This window comes from Pseudomonas sp. THAF187a, assembly GCF_009363395.1.
In the GTDB taxonomy this organism is placed as follows: Bacteria; Pseudomonadota; Gammaproteobacteria; order Pseudomonadales; family Pseudomonadaceae; genus Aquipseudomonas; species Aquipseudomonas khazarica.
The window spans coordinates 4,894,154-4,914,398 of the sequence record NZ_CP045349.1; the positions used below are offsets into that span (position 1 = coordinate 4,894,154).

The window sequence follows — 20,245 nt, forward strand, 5'->3', positions numbered from 1 at the left end:
GTGCATGGTTGGCTTCTCTCGTCGTTGTTATTTTGCGCCGACATCCCGCCGGCATCTCGCGGGGCCTACGCAGATAGCGTGCCAGATCGTGAAAACACCTCAGCAAGCTATCTAGAACAGTAGGTTACATTTTTTCTGCAGGTCAGTGACCATTTAGTCACAGGGCTCTACAGGCAAGTTTCCGCTCACCACAACAGCCAATCAGGCGGAAAACCGCCAAGTCATCAACCGACCACGATCTGATTCTTGCCCTGGCGCTTGGCCAGGTACATGGCCGCATCGGCACGCGCATAGAGCGCGTCAAGGCTGGCATCGGCCGCCAGCAGGCTGGTCAGCCCCTGGCTGACCGTGATGCGGAAGCTCGTCCCTTCGTGCTGGAAGCCGAGGCGTTGCACCTCGCGTTGCAAGCGTTCGGCCACCTGCAGTGCGACATCCGGCTCACAGCCCGGGAACAGCGCGGCGAACTCCTCACCGCCGATGCGCCCGAACAGGTCGCCACGCCGCAACGCGTTGCTGCCACAGTGCGCCAGGCGCCGCAGGACATCGTCGCCGGTCTGATGGCCATAGTGGTCGTTGATCTTCTTGAAGTCGTCGAGATCGAGCAACAGAAAGGCCAGCGGGCTGCCGAACTTGCGGGCGTGTTCGAACTCACGGCGGGCACATTCGAAGAAATGCCGGCGGTTGCTGCTCTGGGTCAGCACGTCGGTGGTCGCCAGACGGTGCAGCTCGCCCTCCAGGCGCTTCTTCTCGGTGATGTCCTCGGCAATGCCGACGATCACCGGCCCCTGCTGCTGCCTTCCCCTGGGGCTGACGAAGCACTTGTCGCTGAGCCAGCGCAGCTGGCCATCGGCACGGATGATGCGGTACTCGCGACTCTCCACAGCCCCGGTTTCCAGCACCTTGGCCAGGCTCTCGGCCGCATAGTCGACATCGTCCGGGTAGATGCTGTTGCGCCACTCGCCGTAATCAGCCAGCAGCAGGGCGGCCGAGCGGCCGAAGATGCGTTCATAGGCCGGGCTGACGTAGATCATCCGCTGCTCGTTCCAGTCGAACGCCCAGAGCACGGCATTGACGCTGCCGAGCAGGCTGCTGAACAGCTGCTCGCGCTCGCCCAGGCGCTCGACCTCGGCGCGGCTATGCAGCAAGGCCAAGGTCAATTCTTCCAATTCGGAAACAGCGTTGCCTTCAGCATCCATTACAACAGCCATCCCTTCCCTCGCGTCGCATTGAAATGATCATAGTGCGAGTTCTTGGACAAAAACGAAGGCCCGCCGTTCGGCGGGCCTTCGTGTGTAACGAACGGCGCTCAGGCAGCCACGCCGGCCGGGCGCAGCGAGTAGGTCTTGAGCTGCTCGGCGAAGTCACGCAGCGACTGGATGCCACTGGCCTCGGCCTCGTGCACCCACTGCTTCATCGCCTCCAGCATGTCGTGGCCGTTGCTGCTGGTCTTCACCCAGATCTGCTGCAGGGCCAGGCGCTTCTCGTAGATCACCTTGAGCGCCTGACTCTGCGCCAGCATGTCGGCGATGCGCGCGTGGTGCTGCTCTTCCAGCAGGCTCGGCTCACGCGAGAGCAGGCGCTTGGCGCGACGGAACAGGTGACGAACGGACTCGTCGGCCTTGGCCACCTCCTGCTTGACCAGCGGCGCGATGACCAGCTTGCGGTACTGCGCCATGATCTGGAAGCGGTTGTTGAGGATGGCCATGGCGGTGTCCATGTCCAGACTCCCCTTGCCCTCGACCCGGTGGGCGATGGGCGCGACGCGCTGCACCTTGGCCAGCCCGAACAGACTGAACAGCCGGATCCAGGCCCAGCCCATGTCGAACTCCCAGGCCTTGACCGACAGCTTGGCGCTGTTCGGGTAGGTGTGGTGGTTGTTGTGCAGCTCCTCGCCGCCGATCAGGATGCCCCAGGGCAGCAAATTGGTGGCGGCATCGCGGCATTCGAAGTTGCGGTAGCCGACCGCGTGGCCCAGACCGTTGATCACGCCAGCGGCCCAGACCGGAATCCACATCATCTGCACCGCCCACACGGTCATGCCGAGCACGCCGAACAGGGCCAGGTCGATGATCGCCATCAGGGTCACGCCACCGATCGGGTAGCGGCTGTAGACATTGCGTTCGATCCAGTCATCCGGGCAGTTCTTGCCGTAGATACGCAGGGTTTCCTGGTTCTTCGCCTCTTCCTGGTAAAGCTCGGCGCCCTTGCGCAGCACGGTGCCCAGCCCCTTGATGACCGGGCTGTGCGGGTCATCGGCGGTCTCGCACTTGGCGTGATGCTTGCGGTGAATCGCAGTCCACTCGCGGGTGTTCTGGCCCGTGGTCAGCCACAGCCAGAAACGGAAGAAATGCTTGAGCGCGGGGTGCAGCTCCAGTGCACGATGCGCCGAATAGCGGTGCAGATAGACCGTGACGCTGACGATGGTCACGTGCGTCATCAGCAGGGTCACAGCCACCAACTGCCAGACCGAAAGGTCGAGTAAACCGTTGTACCACATGGATGCTGTTGCCTCTTGATAGGGAAACACGGTTTGTCCTACAAGAACGAACCTGATCGCATTATCCCTGACCCAGGCCAGAAAACCAGTTGGTCTTTTAGATAAGAATGTTTCAGCCCCACCCCATCTATACTGCCCACCATTTGAAGGGAGCTTGACCTGCACCCCATGCGTATCGACTTTGCCGCCCTGCGTCTGACCCTGGTCTACCTGCTGCTCGCAGGCGCCTGGGTTCTCCTGAGTGACCAGTTGCTGGCGGCACTGGGCCTGTCCGTGGCGCAGCAGGAGCGCCTGCAATCACTCAAGGGACTGTTCTTCGTCCTGCTGACCAGCGCCCTGCTCTACCTGGTGCTGTACCGCCACGCCCAGCGGCATCGCCGCGCACGGCTGGAGCTGGCGAGCAACGAGGAACGCCTGCGCCTGGCCCTCAATGCCACCCACGACGGCCTGTGGGACTGGGACGTGTCCAAGCGCCGGGTATTCTTCTCCGATGGCTACGCCGCGCTGCTCGGCCTGACGCCACAGGCTCTTGGCGATACCCGTGACGACTGGGCCGCGCGCCTGCACCCGGATGACCGTGAAGGTGCGATGCAGGCACTCAGTATCGAGTGGACCGATCAGCAGTACGAAAACATCTACCGCCTCCGGCATGCCGACGGCAGCTACCGCTGGATCCACTCGCGCGGGCGTTTGCTGCGCGACGAGGATGGCCAGCCACAGCGCTTTATCGGCATTGCCAGCGATGTCACCCAGCAACGTGCCAACGAGGACAGCCTGCGCCAGGCTGCTGCCGTGTTCGATGCCACTCAGGAAGGTGTGCTGGTCACCGACCCTGACCAGCGCATCGTCCATGTCAATCCGGCCTTCAGTCGCATCACCGGCTACAGCAGCGAGGAGATACTCGGGCAACGCCCCAATCTGCTCAACTCGGGGCACCACGACGCCAGCTTCTACCAGAGCATGTGGAACGCGCTGGAAAATCGCGGGGCCTGGAGCGGCGAAGTGTGGAACCGGCGCAAGAGCGGCGAGATCTATCCGCAGTGGCAGTGCATCCGCGTCATCCATGACGAACAGGGGCGCCTCAGTCACTACGTGGCGGTGTTCTCCGACATCAGTGCACTGAAGCGCTCGCAGCATGAGCTGGACTACCTGGCCCACCACGACCCGCTGAGCAACCTGCCCAACCGCCTGCTGTTCACCGAACGGGTCGCCCATGCACTGGAACGCAGCAAGAGCGAAGGGTTGCGCGGCGCCGTGCTGCTGATCGACCTGGATCATTTCAAGCACATCAACGAGAGCCTCGGGCACAACGTCGGCGATGCCCTGCTGAAGGGGGTCGGCGAACGCCTGCTGCAGGATATTCCCAACGGCTGCACCCTGGCCCGCCTGGGGGGCGACGAGTTCGGCCTGCTCTCCGAGAACTGTTCCGCCGCGCCGCAGGCTGCGGAGCTGGCACAACGCCTGCTGCGCTGCCTGGAAGCGCCCTTTCGTTTCGACGGGCATGAGCTGTATATCGGCGCCAGCATCGGTATCGGCCTGTTCCCGGGGGAAGCCGACAGCGTCGAGCAGATCATGCGCAATGCCGACTCGGCGTTGTTCAAGGCCAAGAGCAGCGGCCGCGAGGGCTATGCGTTCTATGTGCAGGAACTGACCGACTACGCGCGCCAGCGTGTCGAGTTGGCCAGCAGCCTGCGCCATGCTCTGGACAACCAGGAGCTGCGCGTTTACTACCAGCCCCTGCATGACCTGCGTGATGGTCACATGGTGGGCATGGAGGCACTGGTGCGCTGGCAGCACCCGCAGCGCGGCCTGGTGCCCCCGGCCGAGTTCATCCCGATGGCCGAAGAGAACGGCATGATCGCGGCCATCGACGCCTGGGTGCTGGAGCAGGCCTGCCGCCAGATGGTGAGCTGGAATGCCGAGGGCAGCTCGCTGCGTTTCGTCGCGGTGAACATCTCCAGCCGCCTGTTCAGCCGTGGCGAACTCGACCAGAAGGTGGCGCGGGTCCTGGCCGAAACCGGCCTTCCGGCTGGTCAGCTGGAACTGGAGGTGACCGAGAGCGCGATCATGGAAGACCCTGATGCAGCCCTGCGCTTCCTGACCCGCTTGCGTGCCCTGGGCGTACGCCTGGCCATCGACGACTTCGGCACCGGCTATAGTTCGCTTGCACGCCTGAAACGCCTGCCGGTGGACAAGCTGAAGATCGATCAGAGTTTCGTCCGCGGCCTGCCCGAAGATACCGACGATGCGGCCATCGCCCGCGCCGTCATTGCACTTGGACACAGCCTGGGCCTGAAGGTACTGGCCGAAGGCATCGAAGCACCTCGTCAGGTCGAGTTCCTCCGCGAGCTAGGCTGTGACTATGGTCAGGGTTACCACTACGGCAGACCGCTACCGGCACAGCGCCGGACAGGCGACCACCCGGAAGGGCCCTCACCACACGACAGCCCATTCACGCCGAGGGATTGAGCATGCGGGTGCTGATACTGGAAGACGATCCATGGATCGCCGATCTGCTCAAGCAGATCGTCCAAAACCTGCACCCCAGCACACAGATCGAAAGCGTCACGCGGCTGGCCGATGCGCTCGACGCCTGGAAGCGTCAACCGGCCCAGCTGGTCATCGCCGACTGGAACCTGCCCGACGGCCCCGGCACCAGCCTGCTCGAGGTCGCGCACCGCAGTGACGCCAGCGTCCCGCTGGTGATGATTACCGCGCGCTCCGACCGGGACAGCGTGCTGCTGGCACGCCGGCTGGGGATAAACGCCTTCATCAGCAAGCCCTTTCAGGTACCCAAGGTACTCGAGACCCTGCGCCCGCTGCTGTCACCGCAGCACGACGAACCCGCTGACGCCGCAGTGCCTGCCACAGGTGGCTTCCTGCCGTTTCTCGCGGGGCTGCCCAACAGCGCCCTGGACCTGCCCCTGCACGATGCCCTGTTCCAGCAGCTGCACAAGCCCGACCAGGCAACGCAGGCACTGCAGGAGCACTGGCAGAACGATCCGGCGGTGCATGCCCGGCTGATCGCTGCCGCCAACAACGCCAGCTACAACGCCAGCGGGCAACCCTGCATCAGCCTCCCGGAAGCGCTGCGCCGGCTCGGGCCAGGCACGGTGCTCAGCCTGGTTCAGGGGCTCGCGCTACGCCCCGTGGCGGCCCTGCAGGACGATGACCTCAAACGCCTGGGCGACGAGCAGTTCACCCAGGCCCGGTATCTGCGCCAGCGCATCGAGGAACTGTGCAAGAGCGCCAGGATCGACGCAGCGGCCATGAGCAGCGCTGCGTTGCTGCAACGCATGGGGGAGCTGGCGGTTCTGTACCAGGCACAGTGCTGGCGTCATGCCGGCCAGGCGCTGGATGACGAAACCCTGGGCAGCGCCCTGCAGCGCTGCAGTGCCGACCTGGCCAACCGGCTCAAGAGCCACTGGCGCCTGCCGACACCGCTGCGCGAACTGATCGGCGCCTGCTACGCCCTGCCACCTGGCAACAGCAAGCGCGACCCGGTGATCATGCGCCTGGCCTGCGCGGAGCTGCAGGGTGGCAGCGAGCAGGAACTGGACCGTCTGTTCCGGCTCGCCGGCATCGACAGGGGCACGGCCAGGTGAGGACGAACCCGCGACCGATCCGCTGGATCGTCATCGGTGGCAGCCTGTGCCTGGCGATCCTCTTCGCCCTGCTCGGCCGCCAGGCGATGGTCGAACGCGAGGCGCTGTGGCAACTGCAGATGAACAAGCAGGCGGAGGCGCTGCGACTGGCCCTGCACAGCTCGCAGAAAGGCCTGCACGAACGCGCCCAGCTGCTGGCCGAGGCGATGGCTGCCGATGCCTGGGTGGTGGAACTGGTCCGCCAGGCATACAGCCTCGGCGACGGCAGCCCGCAGCAACTGACCGACATCCGCAACCAGCTCTACACCCGCCTCGCACCGCGCTGGCGCAACCTGCAGCGCCAGCACAGTTTCCGCCTCTTCGTGCACCTGCCCCCAGGGGACAGGATTCTGCTGCGCGTGCATGACCCGCGGCACTTTGGCGACACCATCAGGCTCGTCCAGCCCCTGGTGGAAGACAGCCTGCGCGACGGCGACAGCGTGACCGGCGTCAGCTCCAACAACCTGGGCGACGTCAGCGTGCATGCCATGACCCCGCTGACCGTGGAGACCCAGGACGGACCGAAGCAGATCGGCGTGCTCGAGGTGGCCATGAGCGTGCTCGCCACCCCCAGGGAGTTCGACCAGGAACTGGGCGGCGGAGTCGCCCTGCTCCTGCGCTCGAGCCAGCTGACCCACCGCAGCGGTGAAGCCTTGCGTGGCCTGACCAGCGACCCGCAGCAGTGGCAGGTGATCAGCGCCTCGCGCCCCCAGGCCATGCACTGGCAACGCAATGGCCTGCTGCCGACACCGAGCCAGGCCGATAGCCACGGCCTGCAGGAAGACGAAGGCCACCACTTCCTGCTGAGTACCTATCCGCTGGTCGACCTCACGGCGCGCTCCGGCGGGCCGCTGAATGCCTCCCTGCTGGCCTGGCGGGACGTGAGCCCACTGTACGCGGTGCACGTTCGCGACAAGCACTGGCTGATCGGCAAATGGGTCCTGGCCTGGTTGAGCGCGGAAGTCCTGCTGCTGGTGCTGTTGCGCGCCACCCGCCACAGCACCCAGCGCCTGCTGCAACGCCAGCAACGCGCCCTGCATGCGCTCAACGAAATCTCCGCGCTTTCCAGCCTGAGCAGCAAGGAGCAGCTGCGCGAGGCGCTGCGCACGGGAGCGGACTACTTCGGCATGCAGATCGGGGTCATCGGTCTCATCGAGGACGAACGCTATCGGGTGCTGGTGCAGGTCGCCCCCGGCGACGAACTCCAGGACGAACAGACCTTCGCCCTCGACGAGACCTACAGCAGCCTGGCCTATGCCCAGGACGAAGTGCTGAGCATCGAACACATGGCCTCCTCCCCCTACCGCGCACATGCCTGCTACGGCAAGTTCGCCCTGGAGAGCTACATCGGCATCGCCATCTGGGTCGATGGACGCCGCGCCGGCACCCTGGCCTTCTGCGACCACACGGTACAGGAGCGCGCCTTCAACGACAGCGAGCGCGAGTTCATGCGCCTGTTCGCCCGCTGGGTCGGCGCCACCCTGGAACGCGACCAGCAGGAACAGGCGCGCCAGGCCCTGCTGGAGCGCCTGGCCAGCATCATCGAAGGCACCGACGTGGGCACCTGGGAATGGAACGTCCAGACCGGCGAGACCGTGTTCAACGAGCGCTGGGCGCAGATGTTCGGCTATCGCCTGGACGAGTTGCAGCCCACGCGGGTGGAAACCTGGCTGCGCCTCTGCCACCCGGATGACCGCGAGCCCAGCGAACGCCTGCTGCAACGTCATTTCGCCGGCGAGGTGGCGTACTACGACAGCCAGATCCGCATGCAGCACCGGGACGGCCACTGGCTGTGGATACAGGTACGCGGGCGCCTCTCCAGACGCGATGCACAGGGCCGCCCCCTGCTGATGTACGGCACCCACACCGACGTCAGCGAGGCGCGCCAGCGCGAAGAGGCGGTCACCGAGGCCCGCGTCTTCCTGCAGACGCTGCTGGACTCGGCCACCGGGGTCTCGATCATCGCCACCGACCTCGACGGCCTGATCACCCTGTTCAACTCCGGCGCCGAGCGCTTGCTGGGCTACAGCAGCGCCGAGGCCGTCGGGCAGATGACCCCCGAACGCTTCCACCTCGCCGAAGAGCTCGAGGCACGGGCCGAAGAGCTGAGCCGCAGCAGCGGCGAACGCATCGAAGGCTTCGAGGTGTTCGTCCACAATGCGCGCGGCGGCGAGCCGGAAACCCGCCAGTGGACCTACGTGCACCAGGATGGCAGCCAGTACCGGGTCAACCTCACCACCAGCGTCATCCTCGATGCCAGCGGCCAGGCCATCGGTTTCCTCGGCGTGGCCAGCGACATCAGCGCGTTGCAGCAGGCCACGCGCGCCCTGCAGCAGAGCGAAAGCCGCTTCCGTGGTCTGGTCGCCAACCTGCCTGGCGTGGTCTATCGCTGCGCCAACGACAGCAGCTGGAGCATGCGCTACATCAGCGACGAAGTGCTCAGCCTCACCGGCTACCCGTCCAGCGACTTCATCGACAACCGCGTGCGCAGCTTCTCCAGCGTCATCCACCCGGACGACCTGCCGATCACCTACCAGGCCGACCAAGCCATCGTCCTCAAGGAGACCTTCGAGCTGACCTACCGCCTGCGCCATGCCGACGGCCACAGTGTCTGGGTGCGCGAGAAGGGCCGCGGCGAGTACGACACGCACGGCCGGCTGCTCTGGGTCGATGGCTTCATCTGGGACATCAGCGAGCGCAAGGTCATCGAAGACCAGTTGCGCCTGAGCCAGCAGCGCTTTCGCAACGCCTTCAACACGGCGCCCCTGGGCATGGCCCTGGTCGCCCCGGATGGCCGCTGGCTGGAGGTCAACGACGAACTGTGCCGCATGTTCGGCTACAGCCGCGAAGAGCTGCTGAACAGCGATTTCATGGACCTCTCCCACCCCGACGACCTGGATGCCGACCTGCACAACCTCGAGGACCTGGTCGCCGGGCGGATCAGCGCCTACCAGATGGAAAAGCGCTACGTGGACAAGCAGGGCCGCGTGCTCTGGGGCCTGCTCAGCGTGTCCCTGGTCCGCGATGCGGAGGGCCAACCGGTGCACTTCGTCTCGCAGATCCAGGACTTCAGCGCGCGGGTCAGCGCCGAACGGGCCATCCGCGAGCGCGAGCACTACCTGAGCACTCTGCTCGACAACGTCATCGATGCCATCGTCACCATCGACGGCTCGGGCACGATCGAAACCTTCAACCACGCGGCCGAGCAGATGTTCGGCCACACCCAGGCCGACGTCGCCGGGCACAACGTCAGCCTCCTGATGCCCGAACCCCACCGCAGCGCGCACGATGGCTATCTCCTGCACTACCTGAACACCGGCGAAGCGCGGGTGATCAACCAGACCCGCGAGCTCGAGGGCTTGCGCCAGAGCGGCGAGCGCTTCCCCCTGGAGCTGGCGGTCTCGCAGATCAGCCACCAGGGCCAGGTTCGCTTCATCGCGGTGATCCGCGATATCGCCGAGCGCAAGCGCATCGAGCAGATGAAGAACGAGTTCGTCTCCACCGTGAGCCACGAACTGCGCACGCCATTGACGGCCATCGCCGGCTCGCTGGGGCTGATCAACGGCGGCGCGCTCGGTCCGGTACCGGAGGCCATGGCAGCGATGCTGAGCATCGCGCAGGCCAACAGCCAGCGCCTCAGCGAACTGATCAACGACCTGCTGGACATGGAGAAACTGGTCGCCGGCAAGATGCACTTCGACCTCAGGCCCTGGCCACTGCGAGCGCTGCTGGAGCAGGCGCGGCTGCACAACCAGCCCTACGCCGACCAGCATCAGGTGCGCCTGGTCCTGCACGCGCAAGGCGACGCCAGCGTGAGAGTCGATGCGCAGCGCCTGGGGCAGGTCATGGCCAACCTGCTGTCCAACGCCGCCAAGTTCTCGCCGCCCGGTGGCGAGGTGGACATCCGCCTGGAGGAGGTCGGCGACAGGCTGCGCGTCAGCGTCAGCGACCGGGGCCCCGGCATTCCCGCGGCCTTCCACTCGCGCATTTTCGCCAAGTTCTCCCAGGCCGACTCCGGCGACACCCGGCAGAAAGGCGGCACCGGCCTGGGCCTGGCGATCTGCAAGGAAATGATCGAGCGCATGCAGGGACGTATCGGCTTCGACTCGATACCCGGCCAGGGCGCCACCTTCTGGTTCGAACTGCCCCGTGCGGACCGCGCCGAAACATGAATCCATTCGCAGTGCTGGCCGAGATGGACCAAGCTGTACCACACTGCTGACAACAGCCAACCACCGGGTACCGCCGATGACCGAGCTCAAGCGCATCCTGCACGTCGAGGACGACCCCTCGATCCAGACCGTGGCCAAGGTAGCCCTGGAAGCCGTGGGCGGCTTTCAGGTGCTGACCTGCGCCAGCGGCCAGGACGCCCTCGACCAGGTACAGGGCTTTGCGCCCGACTTCATCCTGCTGGACGTGATGATGCCCGGCATGGACGGTCCGAAGACGCTGGAGCTGCTCGGTCAACTGGTCAACACCGAGCAGATCCCGGTCGCCTTCATGACCGCCAAGGTGCAGCCCGATGAAGTTGCCCACTACCGCAGCCTGGGCGCCCATGGGGTGATCATCAAACCCTTCGACCCCATGCAGCTCGCGGCCCAGGTCCGGGACATCTGGAACCAGCGCCATGGATAAACACGAGGGCAGCGCCGTACCCCAGGCCTTGCAGCAGCACCTGCAGCAGCTCAGCCAGCAGTTCAGCGAGCGCCTGCGCCAGGAGCTGCCGCACCTGGCGCAACTGGGCGGCCTGCTGCTGGAGGCCGACGACGTCGAGCGCAAGCGGGTGCTGCTGGAACTGCGCCACCAGTTGCACCGCCTGGCCGGCAGCGCCGGCACCTTCGGTTTCACCCAGCTCGGCCAGCAGGCGCGTGAGCTGGAACAACATGCCGAACGCTGGATGGAACGCCAGTCGCGCCAGCAACAGGGGCTCAACGACTTCATCAGCGCCCTGCAGGCGCTCGGCGAACAGCCCATCAACGCCAGCGCGAGCAGCGAGACGAGCGAGAGCGGACGCAAGCCCCCCCGCCACGAGGACGGCAGCCGCACCATCTACATCCTCGAGGGTGAAGCGGCCATTGGCGAGAGCATGCGCCAGACGCTGAACAACTTCGGCTACCAGGCCGAGCACTTCAATTCCATCGCCGGCCTCGACGCGGCCCTGCAGCAGCAGATGCCCGACGCCCTGATCATCGACGCCAAGCTGCCCGGCGAGGCCAGCTGCGGGCTGCACTACGCCAGCCAGCTGCGCGAGCGCCTGGAAGAACCGCTGCCGCTGCTGGTGCTCACCGACCAGCAGGACGACTTCGCCACCCAGCTGCAGGCCGTTCGCGCCGGAGCCATGGGGCTGTTCAGCAAGCCCGTGGACATACCCCAGCTGGAAAGCCGCCTGGAACGCTGTTTCTCCCAGCAGAGCGGCGAGCCATACCGCGTGCTGATCGCCGACGACGACCAGGACCTGGCCAGCCGCTACAGCCTGGTGCTGCGCGATGCGGGCATGCTGGTGGAGATCCTCAGCGAACCTGCGCAGATCTTCGCCCACCTGCGCGACTTCAACCCGGAAGTGGTGCTGCTCGACGTCAACATGCCGGACTGCAGCGGCCCCGAGCTGGCGCAGATCATCCGCTGCAACGACGACTGGCTGCGCATTCCGATCATCTACCTGTCGGCTGAGACCGACATCAGCAAGCAGATGAACGCCCTGATCAAGGCCGGTGACGACTTCATCACCAAGCCCATTTCCGACAACGCGCTGGTCGCCACGGTGTTTTCCCGTGCCCAGCGTGCGCGCCTGCTGTCCATCGCCCTGGCCCGCGACAGCCTGACCGGCCTGCTCAAGCACGCCGATATCAAGGAGCAGGTGGCCATCGAACTGGAACGCTCGCTGCGCAGCGGCGACCGCACCAGCGTGGTGATGCTCGACATCGACCACTTCAAGCGGGTCAACGACGACCACGGCCACGCCGCCGGCGACAACGTCATCCGCGCGCTGGCCAATCTGCTGCGCCAGCGTCTGCGGCGCATCGACAGCCTGGGACGCTACGGTGGCGAGGAGTTTCTCGCGGTACTGCCCGACTGCACGCCGGAGCAGGCGCGGCTGATCGTCGACGAGATTCGCCAGCGCTTTGCCGAACTGCGCTTCATCGCCGACGGCGGCGAGTTCTCCGTGACCCTGAGCGCCGGCATTGCCGGGACCGACGTCAACAGCGACGCCGAGCAACTGCGCGAGCGCGCGGACAAGGCGCTGTACGCCGCCAAGCATGGCGGGCGCAACCAGGTGCAGGTCGCCACGCCGGAAGAGCATCGCGGCTGAAGCCGCTCCTACAGGCAGCGTCGCCTGGCGCAAGACCTCGATCCGTAGGGTGGATGTCGCTCTTCACATCCACCAAAGGGATCAGCGCAACCGCAAGTGGCGGGCGTAATCGGCGCTGAGCGCAGCGCAAGAGCATCGCGGCTGAAGCCGCTCCTACAGGCAGCGTTGCCTGGCGCAAGACCTCGATCCGTAGGGTGGATGTCGCTCTTCACATCCACCAAAGGGATCAGCGCAACCGCATACGGCGGACGTAATCGGCGCCTGAGCGCAGCGCAAGTGCATCGCGGCTGAAGCCGCGCCTACAGGCAGCGTCGCCTGGCGCAAGACCTCGATCGTAGGGTGGATGTCGCTCTTCACATCCACCAAAGGGATCAGAGCAACCACAAATGGCGGACGAAATCGGCGCTGAACGCAGCGCAAGAGCATCGTGGGAGCGGCTTCAGCCGCGATTGAAGGCCAGGTGGACGCCGCGTTGCACATCCCCACAACGCCTCCCGCGATCAGGCCTCGGCGCGCTGCATCAGCTTGCGCTGCCGCCACTCCATGAAGGTCTTCAGCAGCAGGGTGAGCAGCGCCATGCACGCCAGCAGGCCCGCAGCGGTGAAGGCGGCGGCCGGCTTGTAGTCGTTGTTGAGCTGATCGACCAGCAACGGCAGGGTCAGGGTCTGGTTGATGATGGTGCCGGACACCACCGATACCGCACCGAACTCGCCCACCGCACGGGCGTTGGTCACCACCACGCCGTACAGCAGCGCCCACTTGATCTTGGGCAGGCTGATGCGCCGGAAGATCTGCCAGCCGCTGGCGCCCAGGCACATGGCGGCAGTTTCCTCGTCCTGGCCCTGCGCCTGCATCACCGGAATCAGGATGCGCGCCACGTATGGCGCGGTGACGAACACCGTGACCATGACGATGCCCGGCCAGGCGAACATCAGCTGCATGCCGTTATCGTAGAACCAGCGCCCGATGAAACTCTCCAGGCCGTACACCACCAGGTAGCAGAGGCCGGCGACCACCGGCGACACCGCATAGGGAATGTCGATCAGCGTGGTCAGCAGCTTGCGCCCACGGAAGTCGTAGTGCGTCACGCACCAGGCCAGGCAGATGCCGAAGCACAGGTTCAGTGGCACGGTGATGGCGGCGACGAACAGGGTCAGGCCGATGGCATGCAGCATGTAGTCTTCGCCCAGGTTGCTCCACAGCAACTCCAGGCCACCCGCCAGCGCCTTGGTGAAGATCAGCGCCAGCGGCACCAGCAGGATCAACGCCACCACGGCCAGGCCGGACAGCACCAGCGCCCACTGGCGCCAATCTTGAGGTTTTTTCATCGACCTTGCCGTTGCCATGCGAACAGACGTCCCTGCACGACCTGCAGGATGAACAGAAGCGTCAGCGACGCCAGCAGGATCACCGAGGCGATGGCTGCGGCCGCCGGGTAGTTGAACTCCTGCAGACGGACGAAAATCATCAGCGAACTGACCTCCGTCTTGTAGGGGATGTTGCCGGCGATCATGATCACCGCACCGAACTCGCCGAGGCTGCGAATGAAGGCCTGCGAGCCGCCGGTGACCAGCGCCGGCGTCAGCGTCGGCAGCACCACATGGCGGAAGGTCTGCAGGCGGTTGGCACCCAGGGTTCGCGCGGCCTCTTCGTACTCCGCGCCCAGGTCCTGCAGCACCGGCTGCACGGTGCGCACGACGAAGGGAATGCTGGTGAAGACCATCGCCACGATGATCCCCGCATAGGCATAGGCCACCTTGAAACCGAGCCACTGGCCGATCCAGCCGTTGGGCACCAGCAGCGTGGCCAGGGTCAGGCCGGCCACCGACGTGGGCAGGGCGAACGGCAGGTCGATCAGCGCGTCGACGATGCGGCGACCGGGAAAGTCGTAGCGGGTGATGATCCAGGCCAGCAGCAACCCGATCACCAGCACCGCCAGGGTCGAGAAGAAGGCCGCGGAAATGGTCACCTTGTAGGTCTGCACCACGCGCGGGTCGCTGATCGCGAACCAGTACTGCGCCCAGGTCATGTCGCTGACATACAGGAGCAACGCCGACAGCGGCAGCAGGATGACCAGGGAGAGGTACAGCACGCTGACGCCAAAGCTCAGGCCGAAGCCCGGCAACAGCGGAGTCTGCAGGAAGAACAGCGTCGATCTACTCACGAAGAAGCTCGGCTCTACAAATGCAGTTGGCCGCCAAGAAGGCGGCCAACGAACCTGAAAATCGGCTGTCGAGGGCGAGTATCAACGGCCCTCAGCCAGGAGTTGGTCAAGAATACCACCGTTGTCGAAGTGCTTGGCGGTGATGTCATCCCAGCTGCCCAGCACATCGTTGGGGTTGATCAGGCGTACCGGGGCGAACTGGGCCTTGGTCGCCTCGACCACTTCCGGGTTGTGCACACGGTAGTTGTAGGTGGTCAGCAGTTGCTGGATGTCCTTGCTGTACTGGAAGTCGAGGAAGGCCTTGGCCTGCTCGCGGGTGCCGCGCTCGTCAGCCACCTTGTCGACGATGGCCACCGGGAACTCGGCCAGCACGCTGACTTCCGGCACCACGATCTGCAGGTTGGCGGACTTGAACTCGTCGCCCTTGGCGATGTTGATCACTTCCGACTCGAAGGTCAGCAGCACGTCGCCCTGGCCGTTCTGGGCGAAGGCCACGGTGGCACCACGACCGCCGGTGGGGAAGTTCTCGACGTTGTGCAGCAGCTTGCCGACGAAGGCCTTGATCTTCGCCTCGTCACCCTTGAACTTCTCGTTGGCGAACAGCCAGGCCGCCAGGTAGCTGTAGCGGGCGTTGCCGGAAGTCTTCGGGTTGGGGAAAACCAGCTTGACGTCATCGCGGATCAGGTCGTCCCAGCCCTTGATGTTCTTCGGGTTGCCCTCACGGACCAGGAACGCGGTGGTGCTGTAGTAGGGCGAGCTGTTGTTGGGGAACTGCTCGGCCCAGTCCTTGCGCAGCAGACCACGCTTGGCCAGGATGTCCACGTCGGTCACCTGGTTGAAGGTCACCACGTCGACCTTCTTGCCCTGGATGATGTCCTGCGCCTGACGCGAGGTCCCGGCGAAGGACTGGATGATCTTCACGTCCTTGCCGGACTGTTCCTTCCAGTACTCGACGAACCTGGGGTTGATCTCGCCGAACAGCTCGCGGGCGATGTCGTAGGAAGCGTTGTGGAATGGCGTGTCGGCTGCGGCATGGCTCAGCGAGCCGGTCAGCAGGGTGGCGCTGGCCACGGTGGCCAGAACGATCTTCTTCAGCATCTAAGGCGTCCTTATCGAAAGAGGAACCTGCGGGCAGGCTATTTGATGGCACGATTCTGCAGAAAAATCTTATAGCTGAAAAATATCTTTTAATTCTCTGTTTATAACCAAAAGCTTCAGCCAATAGCCGGCCTCCAGACCCGAGGCCGGCTGGGGGCACCTCACAGTTTGGCGATGGACACCTCGGTGGATTTGACGAAGGCGATCACTTCGCTGCCGACCTGCAGCTCCAGTTCGCGCACGGAACGGGTGGTGATCACCGACGTGACGAGACCGGCAGCGGTCTGCACATCGATTTCCGAGAGCACGTCACCCAGGACGATCTCCTTGATGGTGCCCTTGAACTGGTTGCGCACATTGATGGCTTTGATGGTCATACGGGTTCTCCTGATGGTCGACTGATGCAACCCGGATTGCATCCGGGCTACGGCCTTAAAGCGCCCAGCGCAGTTGCGTGGGCAGGGGTGAAAGGGGCGGCGCCGGCACCGGCAACTCCGGTAGCGCCAGCACACGCTCGAGCACCTGTGCCTCCAGCGCCGCCAGCTGCGGCGAGCCATGCAGACGCGGGCGGGCCAGTTGCACGTCGAGATCGAGGCCGATCCGGCCGTCCTCGATCAGGATCACCCGATCCGCCATCGCCACGGCCTCGGCGACGTCATGGGTCACCAGCAGCACGGTGAAGCCGTGCTGCTGCCACAGACGCTCGATCAGGCGCTGCATCTCGATGCGGGTCAGTGCATCCAGCGCACCGAGCGGCTCGTCGAGCAGCAGCAGACGGGGACGATGGATCAGCGCCCGCGCCAGGGCCACGCGCTGCTTCTGCCCGCCGGACAGCGCCGCCGGCCATTCATTGCCGCGATCGGCCAGGCCGACCGCCGCCAGCGCCGCCTCGGCCTGCTCGCGCCAGGGACCGGAGAGGCCCAGGCCGACGTTGTCGATCACCCGCTTCCAGGGCAGCAGACGCGCGTCCTGAAACATCAGGCGAACATCCTGGCGCAGCGCGTCGAGCGCGCCTCCGTCGGCCCGCAGCTGGCCAGCGCCGGGCCGCTCCAGCCCCGCCAGCAGGCGCAGCAGCGTGCTCTTGCCACAGCCACTGCGGCCGACCACCGCAACGAACTGGCCAGCGGGAATCTGCAGGTCGATGTCCTTGAGTACCTGACGCCCGCTGAAGGATTTCTCGATCCGCTCGATGGCGAGGGCAATACCCTGGCGAATGGCATGCAGCGCCGTCATTGACCACCTGCCTTGGCCTGATAGGCCGGATGCCAGCGCAGCCACACGCGCTCGAGACCACGCGCGGCGACGTCGGCCAGCTTGCCGAGCACCGCATAGAGCAGGATCGCCAGCACCACCACATCGGTCTGCAGGAACTCGCGGGCATTCATCGCCAGGTAACCGATGCCGCTATTGGCCGAGATGGTTTCCGCGACAATCAGCGTCAGCCACATGAAGCCGAGGGCGAAGCGCACGCCGACCAGGATCGCCGGCAGCGCGCCAGGCAGGATCACCTGGCGGAACAGGGCGAAACCGGACAGGCCGTAGCTGCGCGCCATTTCCACCAGCGCCGGGTCGACGTTGCGGATCCCGTGGTAGGTATTCAGGTAGATGGGAAACAGCGTGCCCAGCGCGACCAGGAAGATCTTGGCCGCCTCGTCGATGCCGAACCAGAGGATCACCAGCGGAATCAGCGCCAGGTGCGGCACGTTGCGGATCATCTGCACCGAACTGTCGAGAAAGCGCTCGCCCCATTGCGACAGGCCGGTGACGAAGCCCAGCAGCAGGCCGATCGCACCGCCGATGAGGAAGCCGCTGGCCGCGCGCTGGCCGCTCACGGCCAGATGGCGCCAGATCTCGCCGCTAACCAGCAGTTGCCAGCCGGCCTCCAGCACGGCCCGAGGGGCCGGCAGGATGCGGCTGGATAGCAGGCCGTTGCCGGCCGCCAGCTGCCAGGCCGCCAGCAGCGCCAGCGGCAGGGCCCAGGGCGCGGCGCGCAGGGCCAGTTTGTGAAGGGTCGTGTTGCTCATTTTGTGCCTCGAGAACTTGTGTAGCCTCTGTATTCCCCGGATTGCATCCGGGCTACGGGATCAAAAAGCGCCCTCTCCCCAACCCTCTCCCATGAATGGGAGAGGGGGCTGATCGGCGCCGCTGGTTCGGCTGGAGCACGGCTCGGCTCCCCTCTCCCGCTTGCAGGGCGTAAGCGGAAAGAGCGAAGCACCGCTTCGCCCGCTGAAGCGCCCTGAACGCTGCGAAGGCCTGGGACGCAAAGCGGGGGTTGGGAGAGAGGGTCGATGTACTCCGGATGCAACCCGGGAAACCCTGTGCCTGCGCCACCCTCAGCTCGCCGAAGCGGCCTTCGGCAGGATGTCGCTGGAGATCATTTCGCCGAACGGGCTGACGTAACCGCGGCTTTCCGGACGCTCTGGCCGGGCCACGTCCAGATGCGGAAAGAGCAGCTCGGCCACCCGGTACGACTCCTCCAGATGCGGGTAGCCGGAGAAGATGAAGGTGTCGATGCCCAGCGCGGCGTACTCCTTGACTCTTGCCGCGACGGTCGGGCCATCGCCGACCAGGGCAGTGCCGGCGCCGCCGCGCACCAGGCCGACCCCGGCCCAGAGATTGGGCGAGACCTCCAGGTTGTCGCGACTGCCACCATGCAGCGCGGCCATGCGCTGCTGGCCCACCGAGTCGAAGCGCGCCAGCGAGGCCTGGGCACGGTCGATGGTGTCCTGGTCCAGATGGCTGATCAGGCGCTCCGCCGCCGCCCAGGCTTCTGCGCTGGTCTCGCGCACGATCACGTGCAGACGAATGCCGAAACGCACCTCGCGTCCGTGGGCAGCTGCCTTCGCACGCACCTGGGCGATCTTCTCGGCCACGGCCGCCGGCGGCTCGCCCCAGGTCAGGTACAGCTCGACCTGCTCGGCAGCCAGCTCCTGCGCGGCATCGGAAGAGCCGCCGAAGTACAGTGGCGGGCGCGGCTGCTGCAGCGGCGGGTAGAGCAACCTGGCGCCCGAGACCTGGATATGGGCGCCGTCGTAGTCGACGTTTTCACCCTCCAGCACACGGCGCCAGATGCGGGTGAACTCGACAGCCGCCTGGTAGCGCTCGGCGTGCGACAGGTGCAGGCCGTCTCCAGCCAGCTCGTCCGGGTCGCCGCCGGTCACCAGGTTGAACAGTGCACGACCGTTCGACAGGCGATCCAGGGTCGCCGCCTGCCGTGCCGCCACGGTGGGCGAGATGATCCCGGGGCGCAGCGCAACGAGAAATTTCAGTCGCTGCGTGAGCGGTATCAGGGATGCCGCCACCAGCCAGGAGTCCTCGCAGGAACGCCCGGTGGGAATCAGCACGCCGCCATAGCCGAGGCGATCGGCCGCCTGGGCAATCTGGCTGAGGTAGCCGTGATCGACGGCACGGGCACCTTCGGCGGTGCCCAGGTACTTGCCGTCACCATGGGTAGGCAGGAACCAGAAGATATCGAGGCTCATGCAATGGTCTCCTTGTAGGGAAGTCGTCGTAGCCCGGATGCAGTCCGGGCGGCGGGCCTAGCGGGCCTGGACCACCTTGGCGGGTGGATTCCAGATCACCGACCTGATGTTCAGTGGCCCGGGAATCAGCTTCAGCTCGGTGAAGGTGTCGGCGATCTTCTGCTGCGCCTCGACCACCTGCGGCGTGATGAACCGCGCCCCGTAGCCCTGGCGCTCGACAGCCTGGCGGGTAATTTCCGACGGCAGGCCGATCAGCGGCGCGACCTGCCGGGTCGCCTCCTCGGGGTGGTCCTGGACCCAGCCACCCACGCCGCGAATCTCCTCGACCAGGACGCTGAGTACCTGCGGGTGCTTTGTGGCGAAACCACGGGTCGCCAGGTAGAACTGGTGGTTGTCCACCAGGCCACTGCCATCGCGCAGCGCACGCGCCTGCAGTTGCTGTTCGGCGGCGGCCTGGAAGGGATCCCAGATCACCCAGGCGTCGACGCTGCCGCGCTCGAAGGCTGCCCGGGCATCGGCAGGGGACAGGTACACCGGGGTGATGTCGTGGATGCTCAGGCCGGCCTCCTGCAGCGCACGCACCAGCAGGTAGTGCACGTTGGAGCCCTTGTTCAGGGCGACTTTCCTGCCCTTGAGGTCGGCCACCGTCACGATCGGAGAATCCTGCCGCACGAGAATCGCCTCGCTGTGCGGAGCCGGCGGCTCGAACGCGACGTAGAGCAGGTCGGCACCAGCGGCCTGGGCGAATACCGGTGGGGTTTCGCCCGTGGTGCCGAAGTCGATGGAGCCCACGTTCAGCCCTTCGAGCAGTTGCGGCCCGGCGGGAAACTCCGTCCATTGCACGCTGACGCCCTGCTCGGCCAGGCGTTTCTCCAGCGCACCACTGGACTTGAGCAGCACCAGGGTGCCGTACTTCTGGTAACCGATACGCAGCGTCTCGGCCTGTACATGGATGGCGCCGAAGGTCAGGGTCGCGGCAAACAGGGCGACCAGACTCCGACGCAAAGTGTTGGCGCCCATGGCGACCTCCTTTGCAGATTGAGTGTGGGC

The 20,245-nt window shown here is 65.5% G+C and carries 15 protein-coding genes; 5 read left to right on the forward strand and 10 right to left on the reverse strand.

What is annotated here, in order from left to right:
* Positions 1 to 224 precede the first annotated feature (224 nt).
* Positions 225 to 1,196: a sensor domain-containing diguanylate cyclase gene (locus FIV02_RS22895; RefSeq protein WP_152489877.1), complete on the reverse strand. Its 972-nt coding sequence runs from the start codon at positions 1,194 to 1,196 to the stop codon at positions 225 to 227.
* A 110-nt stretch (positions 1,197 to 1,306) separates the two neighbouring features.
* On the reverse strand, positions 1,307 to 2,497 hold the full coding sequence (gene desA / locus FIV02_RS22900) for a delta-9 fatty acid desaturase DesA (protein ID WP_047589594.1): 1,191 nt from the start codon (positions 2,495 to 2,497) through the stop codon (positions 1,307 to 1,309).
* Between the two features lie 168 nt (positions 2,498 to 2,665).
* Between desA and dibA the strand changes: the two genes are divergently transcribed.
* The 5 genes from dibA to FIV02_RS22925 all read left to right on the forward strand — a co-directional run bounded on the left by dibA (position 2,666) and on the right by FIV02_RS22925 (position 12,451).
* Positions 2,666 to 4,966, forward strand: a complete 2,301-nt coding sequence (gene dibA / locus FIV02_RS22905; RefSeq protein WP_152489878.1) for a phosphodiesterase DibA — start codon at positions 2,666 to 2,668, stop codon at positions 4,964 to 4,966.
* 2 nt (positions 4,967 to 4,968) lie between these two features.
* On the forward strand, positions 4,969 to 6,102 hold the full coding sequence (locus FIV02_RS22910) for a response regulator (RefSeq protein ID WP_152489879.1): 1,134 nt from the start codon (positions 4,969 to 4,971) through the stop codon (positions 6,100 to 6,102).
* Positions 6,099 to 10,313 (forward strand): PAS domain S-box protein, encoded by a 4,215-nt coding sequence (locus tag FIV02_RS22915; RefSeq protein WP_178114235.1) that lies wholly within the window; start codon positions 6,099 to 6,101, stop codon positions 10,311 to 10,313. The genes FIV02_RS22910 and FIV02_RS22915 overlap by 4 nt, the downstream gene beginning before the upstream one ends.
* A gap of 76 nt (positions 10,314 to 10,389) precedes the next feature.
* Positions 10,390 to 10,776, forward strand: a complete 387-nt coding sequence (locus FIV02_RS22920) for a response regulator (RefSeq protein WP_152489880.1) — start codon at positions 10,390 to 10,392, stop codon at positions 10,774 to 10,776.
* Positions 10,769 to 12,451, forward strand: a complete 1,683-nt coding sequence (locus FIV02_RS22925) for a diguanylate cyclase domain-containing protein (RefSeq protein WP_152489881.1) — start codon at positions 10,769 to 10,771, stop codon at positions 12,449 to 12,451. The genes FIV02_RS22920 and FIV02_RS22925 overlap by 8 nt, the downstream gene beginning before the upstream one ends.
* A gap of 500 nt (positions 12,452 to 12,951) precedes the next feature.
* On the opposite strand, the gene cysW is transcribed toward FIV02_RS22925, so the two are convergent.
* The 8 genes from cysW to FIV02_RS22965 all read right to left on the reverse strand — a co-directional run bounded on the left by cysW (position 12,952) and on the right by FIV02_RS22965 (position 20,215).
* Positions 12,952 to 13,779, reverse strand: a complete 828-nt coding sequence (gene cysW, locus FIV02_RS22930) for a sulfate ABC transporter permease subunit CysW (RefSeq protein ID WP_037051388.1) — start codon at positions 13,777 to 13,779, stop codon at positions 12,952 to 12,954.
* Positions 13,776 to 14,615, reverse strand: coding sequence for a sulfate ABC transporter permease subunit CysT (gene cysT, locus FIV02_RS22935; protein WP_037051386.1), 840 nt, complete (start codon positions 14,613 to 14,615; stop codon positions 13,776 to 13,778). Before cysT ends, cysW begins: the two co-directional genes overlap by 4 nt.
* An 81-nt stretch (positions 14,616 to 14,696) precedes the next feature.
* Positions 14,697 to 15,713: a thiosulfate ABC transporter substrate-binding protein CysP gene (cysP, locus tag FIV02_RS22940; RefSeq protein WP_150606968.1), complete on the reverse strand. Its 1,017-nt coding sequence runs from the start codon at positions 15,711 to 15,713 to the stop codon at positions 14,697 to 14,699.
* Between the two features lie 161 nt (positions 15,714 to 15,874).
* Positions 15,875 to 16,090, reverse strand: a complete 216-nt coding sequence (locus tag FIV02_RS22945) for a molybdopterin-binding protein (protein ID WP_037051381.1) — start codon at positions 16,088 to 16,090, stop codon at positions 15,875 to 15,877.
* A gap of 55 nt (positions 16,091 to 16,145) precedes the next feature.
* Positions 16,146 to 16,946 carry an aliphatic sulfonates ABC transporter ATP-binding protein gene (gene ssuB, locus FIV02_RS22950; protein WP_152489882.1) on the reverse strand — a complete coding sequence of 267 codons (801 nt, stop codon included), beginning with the start codon at positions 16,944 to 16,946 and terminating at the stop codon, positions 16,146 to 16,148.
* On the reverse strand, positions 16,943 to 17,737 hold the full coding sequence (ssuC, locus tag FIV02_RS22955) for an aliphatic sulfonate ABC transporter permease SsuC (protein WP_152489883.1): 795 nt from the start codon (positions 17,735 to 17,737) through the stop codon (positions 16,943 to 16,945). Before ssuC ends, ssuB begins: the two co-directional genes overlap by 4 nt.
* 309 nt (positions 17,738 to 18,046) lie before the next feature.
* A complete protein-coding gene (ssuD, locus tag FIV02_RS22960; protein WP_152489884.1) occupies positions 18,047 to 19,195 on the reverse strand; it encodes an FMNH2-dependent alkanesulfonate monooxygenase in 1,149 nt (382 codons plus the stop codon).
* A gap of 57 nt (positions 19,196 to 19,252) precedes the next feature.
* The gene (locus FIV02_RS22965) at positions 19,253 to 20,215 is read right to left on the reverse strand and encodes a sulfonate ABC transporter substrate-binding protein (RefSeq protein ID WP_152489885.1); all 963 of its coding nucleotides are present in this window, start codon (positions 20,213 to 20,215) and stop codon (positions 19,253 to 19,255) included.
* Positions 20,216 to 20,245: the final 30 nt, after the last annotated feature.

Coding starts and splice junctions, on each gene's coding strand:
- FIV02_RS22910 (WP_152489879.1), top strand. CDS start 4,969: ATGCGGGTGCTGATACTGGAAGACGATCCATGGATCGCCGATCTGCTC.
- FIV02_RS22895 (WP_152489877.1), bottom strand. CDS start 1,196: ATGGATGCTGAAGGCAACGCTGTTTCCGAATTGGAAGAATTGACCTTG.
- FIV02_RS22920 (WP_152489880.1), top strand. CDS start 10,390: ATGACCGAGCTCAAGCGCATCCTGCACGTCGAGGACGACCCCTCGATC.
- ssuC (WP_152489883.1), bottom strand. CDS start 17,737: ATGAGCAACACGACCCTTCACAAACTGGCCCTGCGCGCCGCGCCCTGG.
- desA (WP_047589594.1), bottom strand. CDS start 2,497: ATGTGGTACAACGGTTTACTCGACCTTTCGGTCTGGCAGTTGGTGGCT.
- cysW (WP_037051388.1), bottom strand. CDS start 13,779: ATGAAAAAACCTCAAGATTGGCGCCAGTGGGCGCTGGTGCTGTCCGGC.
- FIV02_RS22945 (WP_037051381.1), bottom strand. CDS start 16,090: ATGACCATCAAAGCCATCAATGTGCGCAACCAGTTCAAGGGCACCATC.
- FIV02_RS22965 (WP_152489885.1), bottom strand. CDS start 20,215: ATGGGCGCCAACACTTTGCGTCGGAGTCTGGTCGCCCTGTTTGCCGCG.
- cysP (WP_150606968.1), bottom strand. CDS start 15,713: ATGCTGAAGAAGATCGTTCTGGCCACCGTGGCCAGCGCCACCCTGCTG.
- ssuD (WP_152489884.1), bottom strand. CDS start 19,195: ATGAGCCTCGATATCTTCTGGTTCCTGCCTACCCATGGTGACGGCAAG.
- ssuB (WP_152489882.1), bottom strand. CDS start 16,946: ATGACGGCGCTGCATGCCATTCGCCAGGGTATTGCCCTCGCCATCGAG.
- FIV02_RS22925 (WP_152489881.1), top strand. CDS start 10,769: ATGGATAAACACGAGGGCAGCGCCGTACCCCAGGCCTTGCAGCAGCAC.
- dibA (WP_152489878.1), top strand. CDS start 2,666: ATGCGTATCGACTTTGCCGCCCTGCGTCTGACCCTGGTCTACCTGCTG.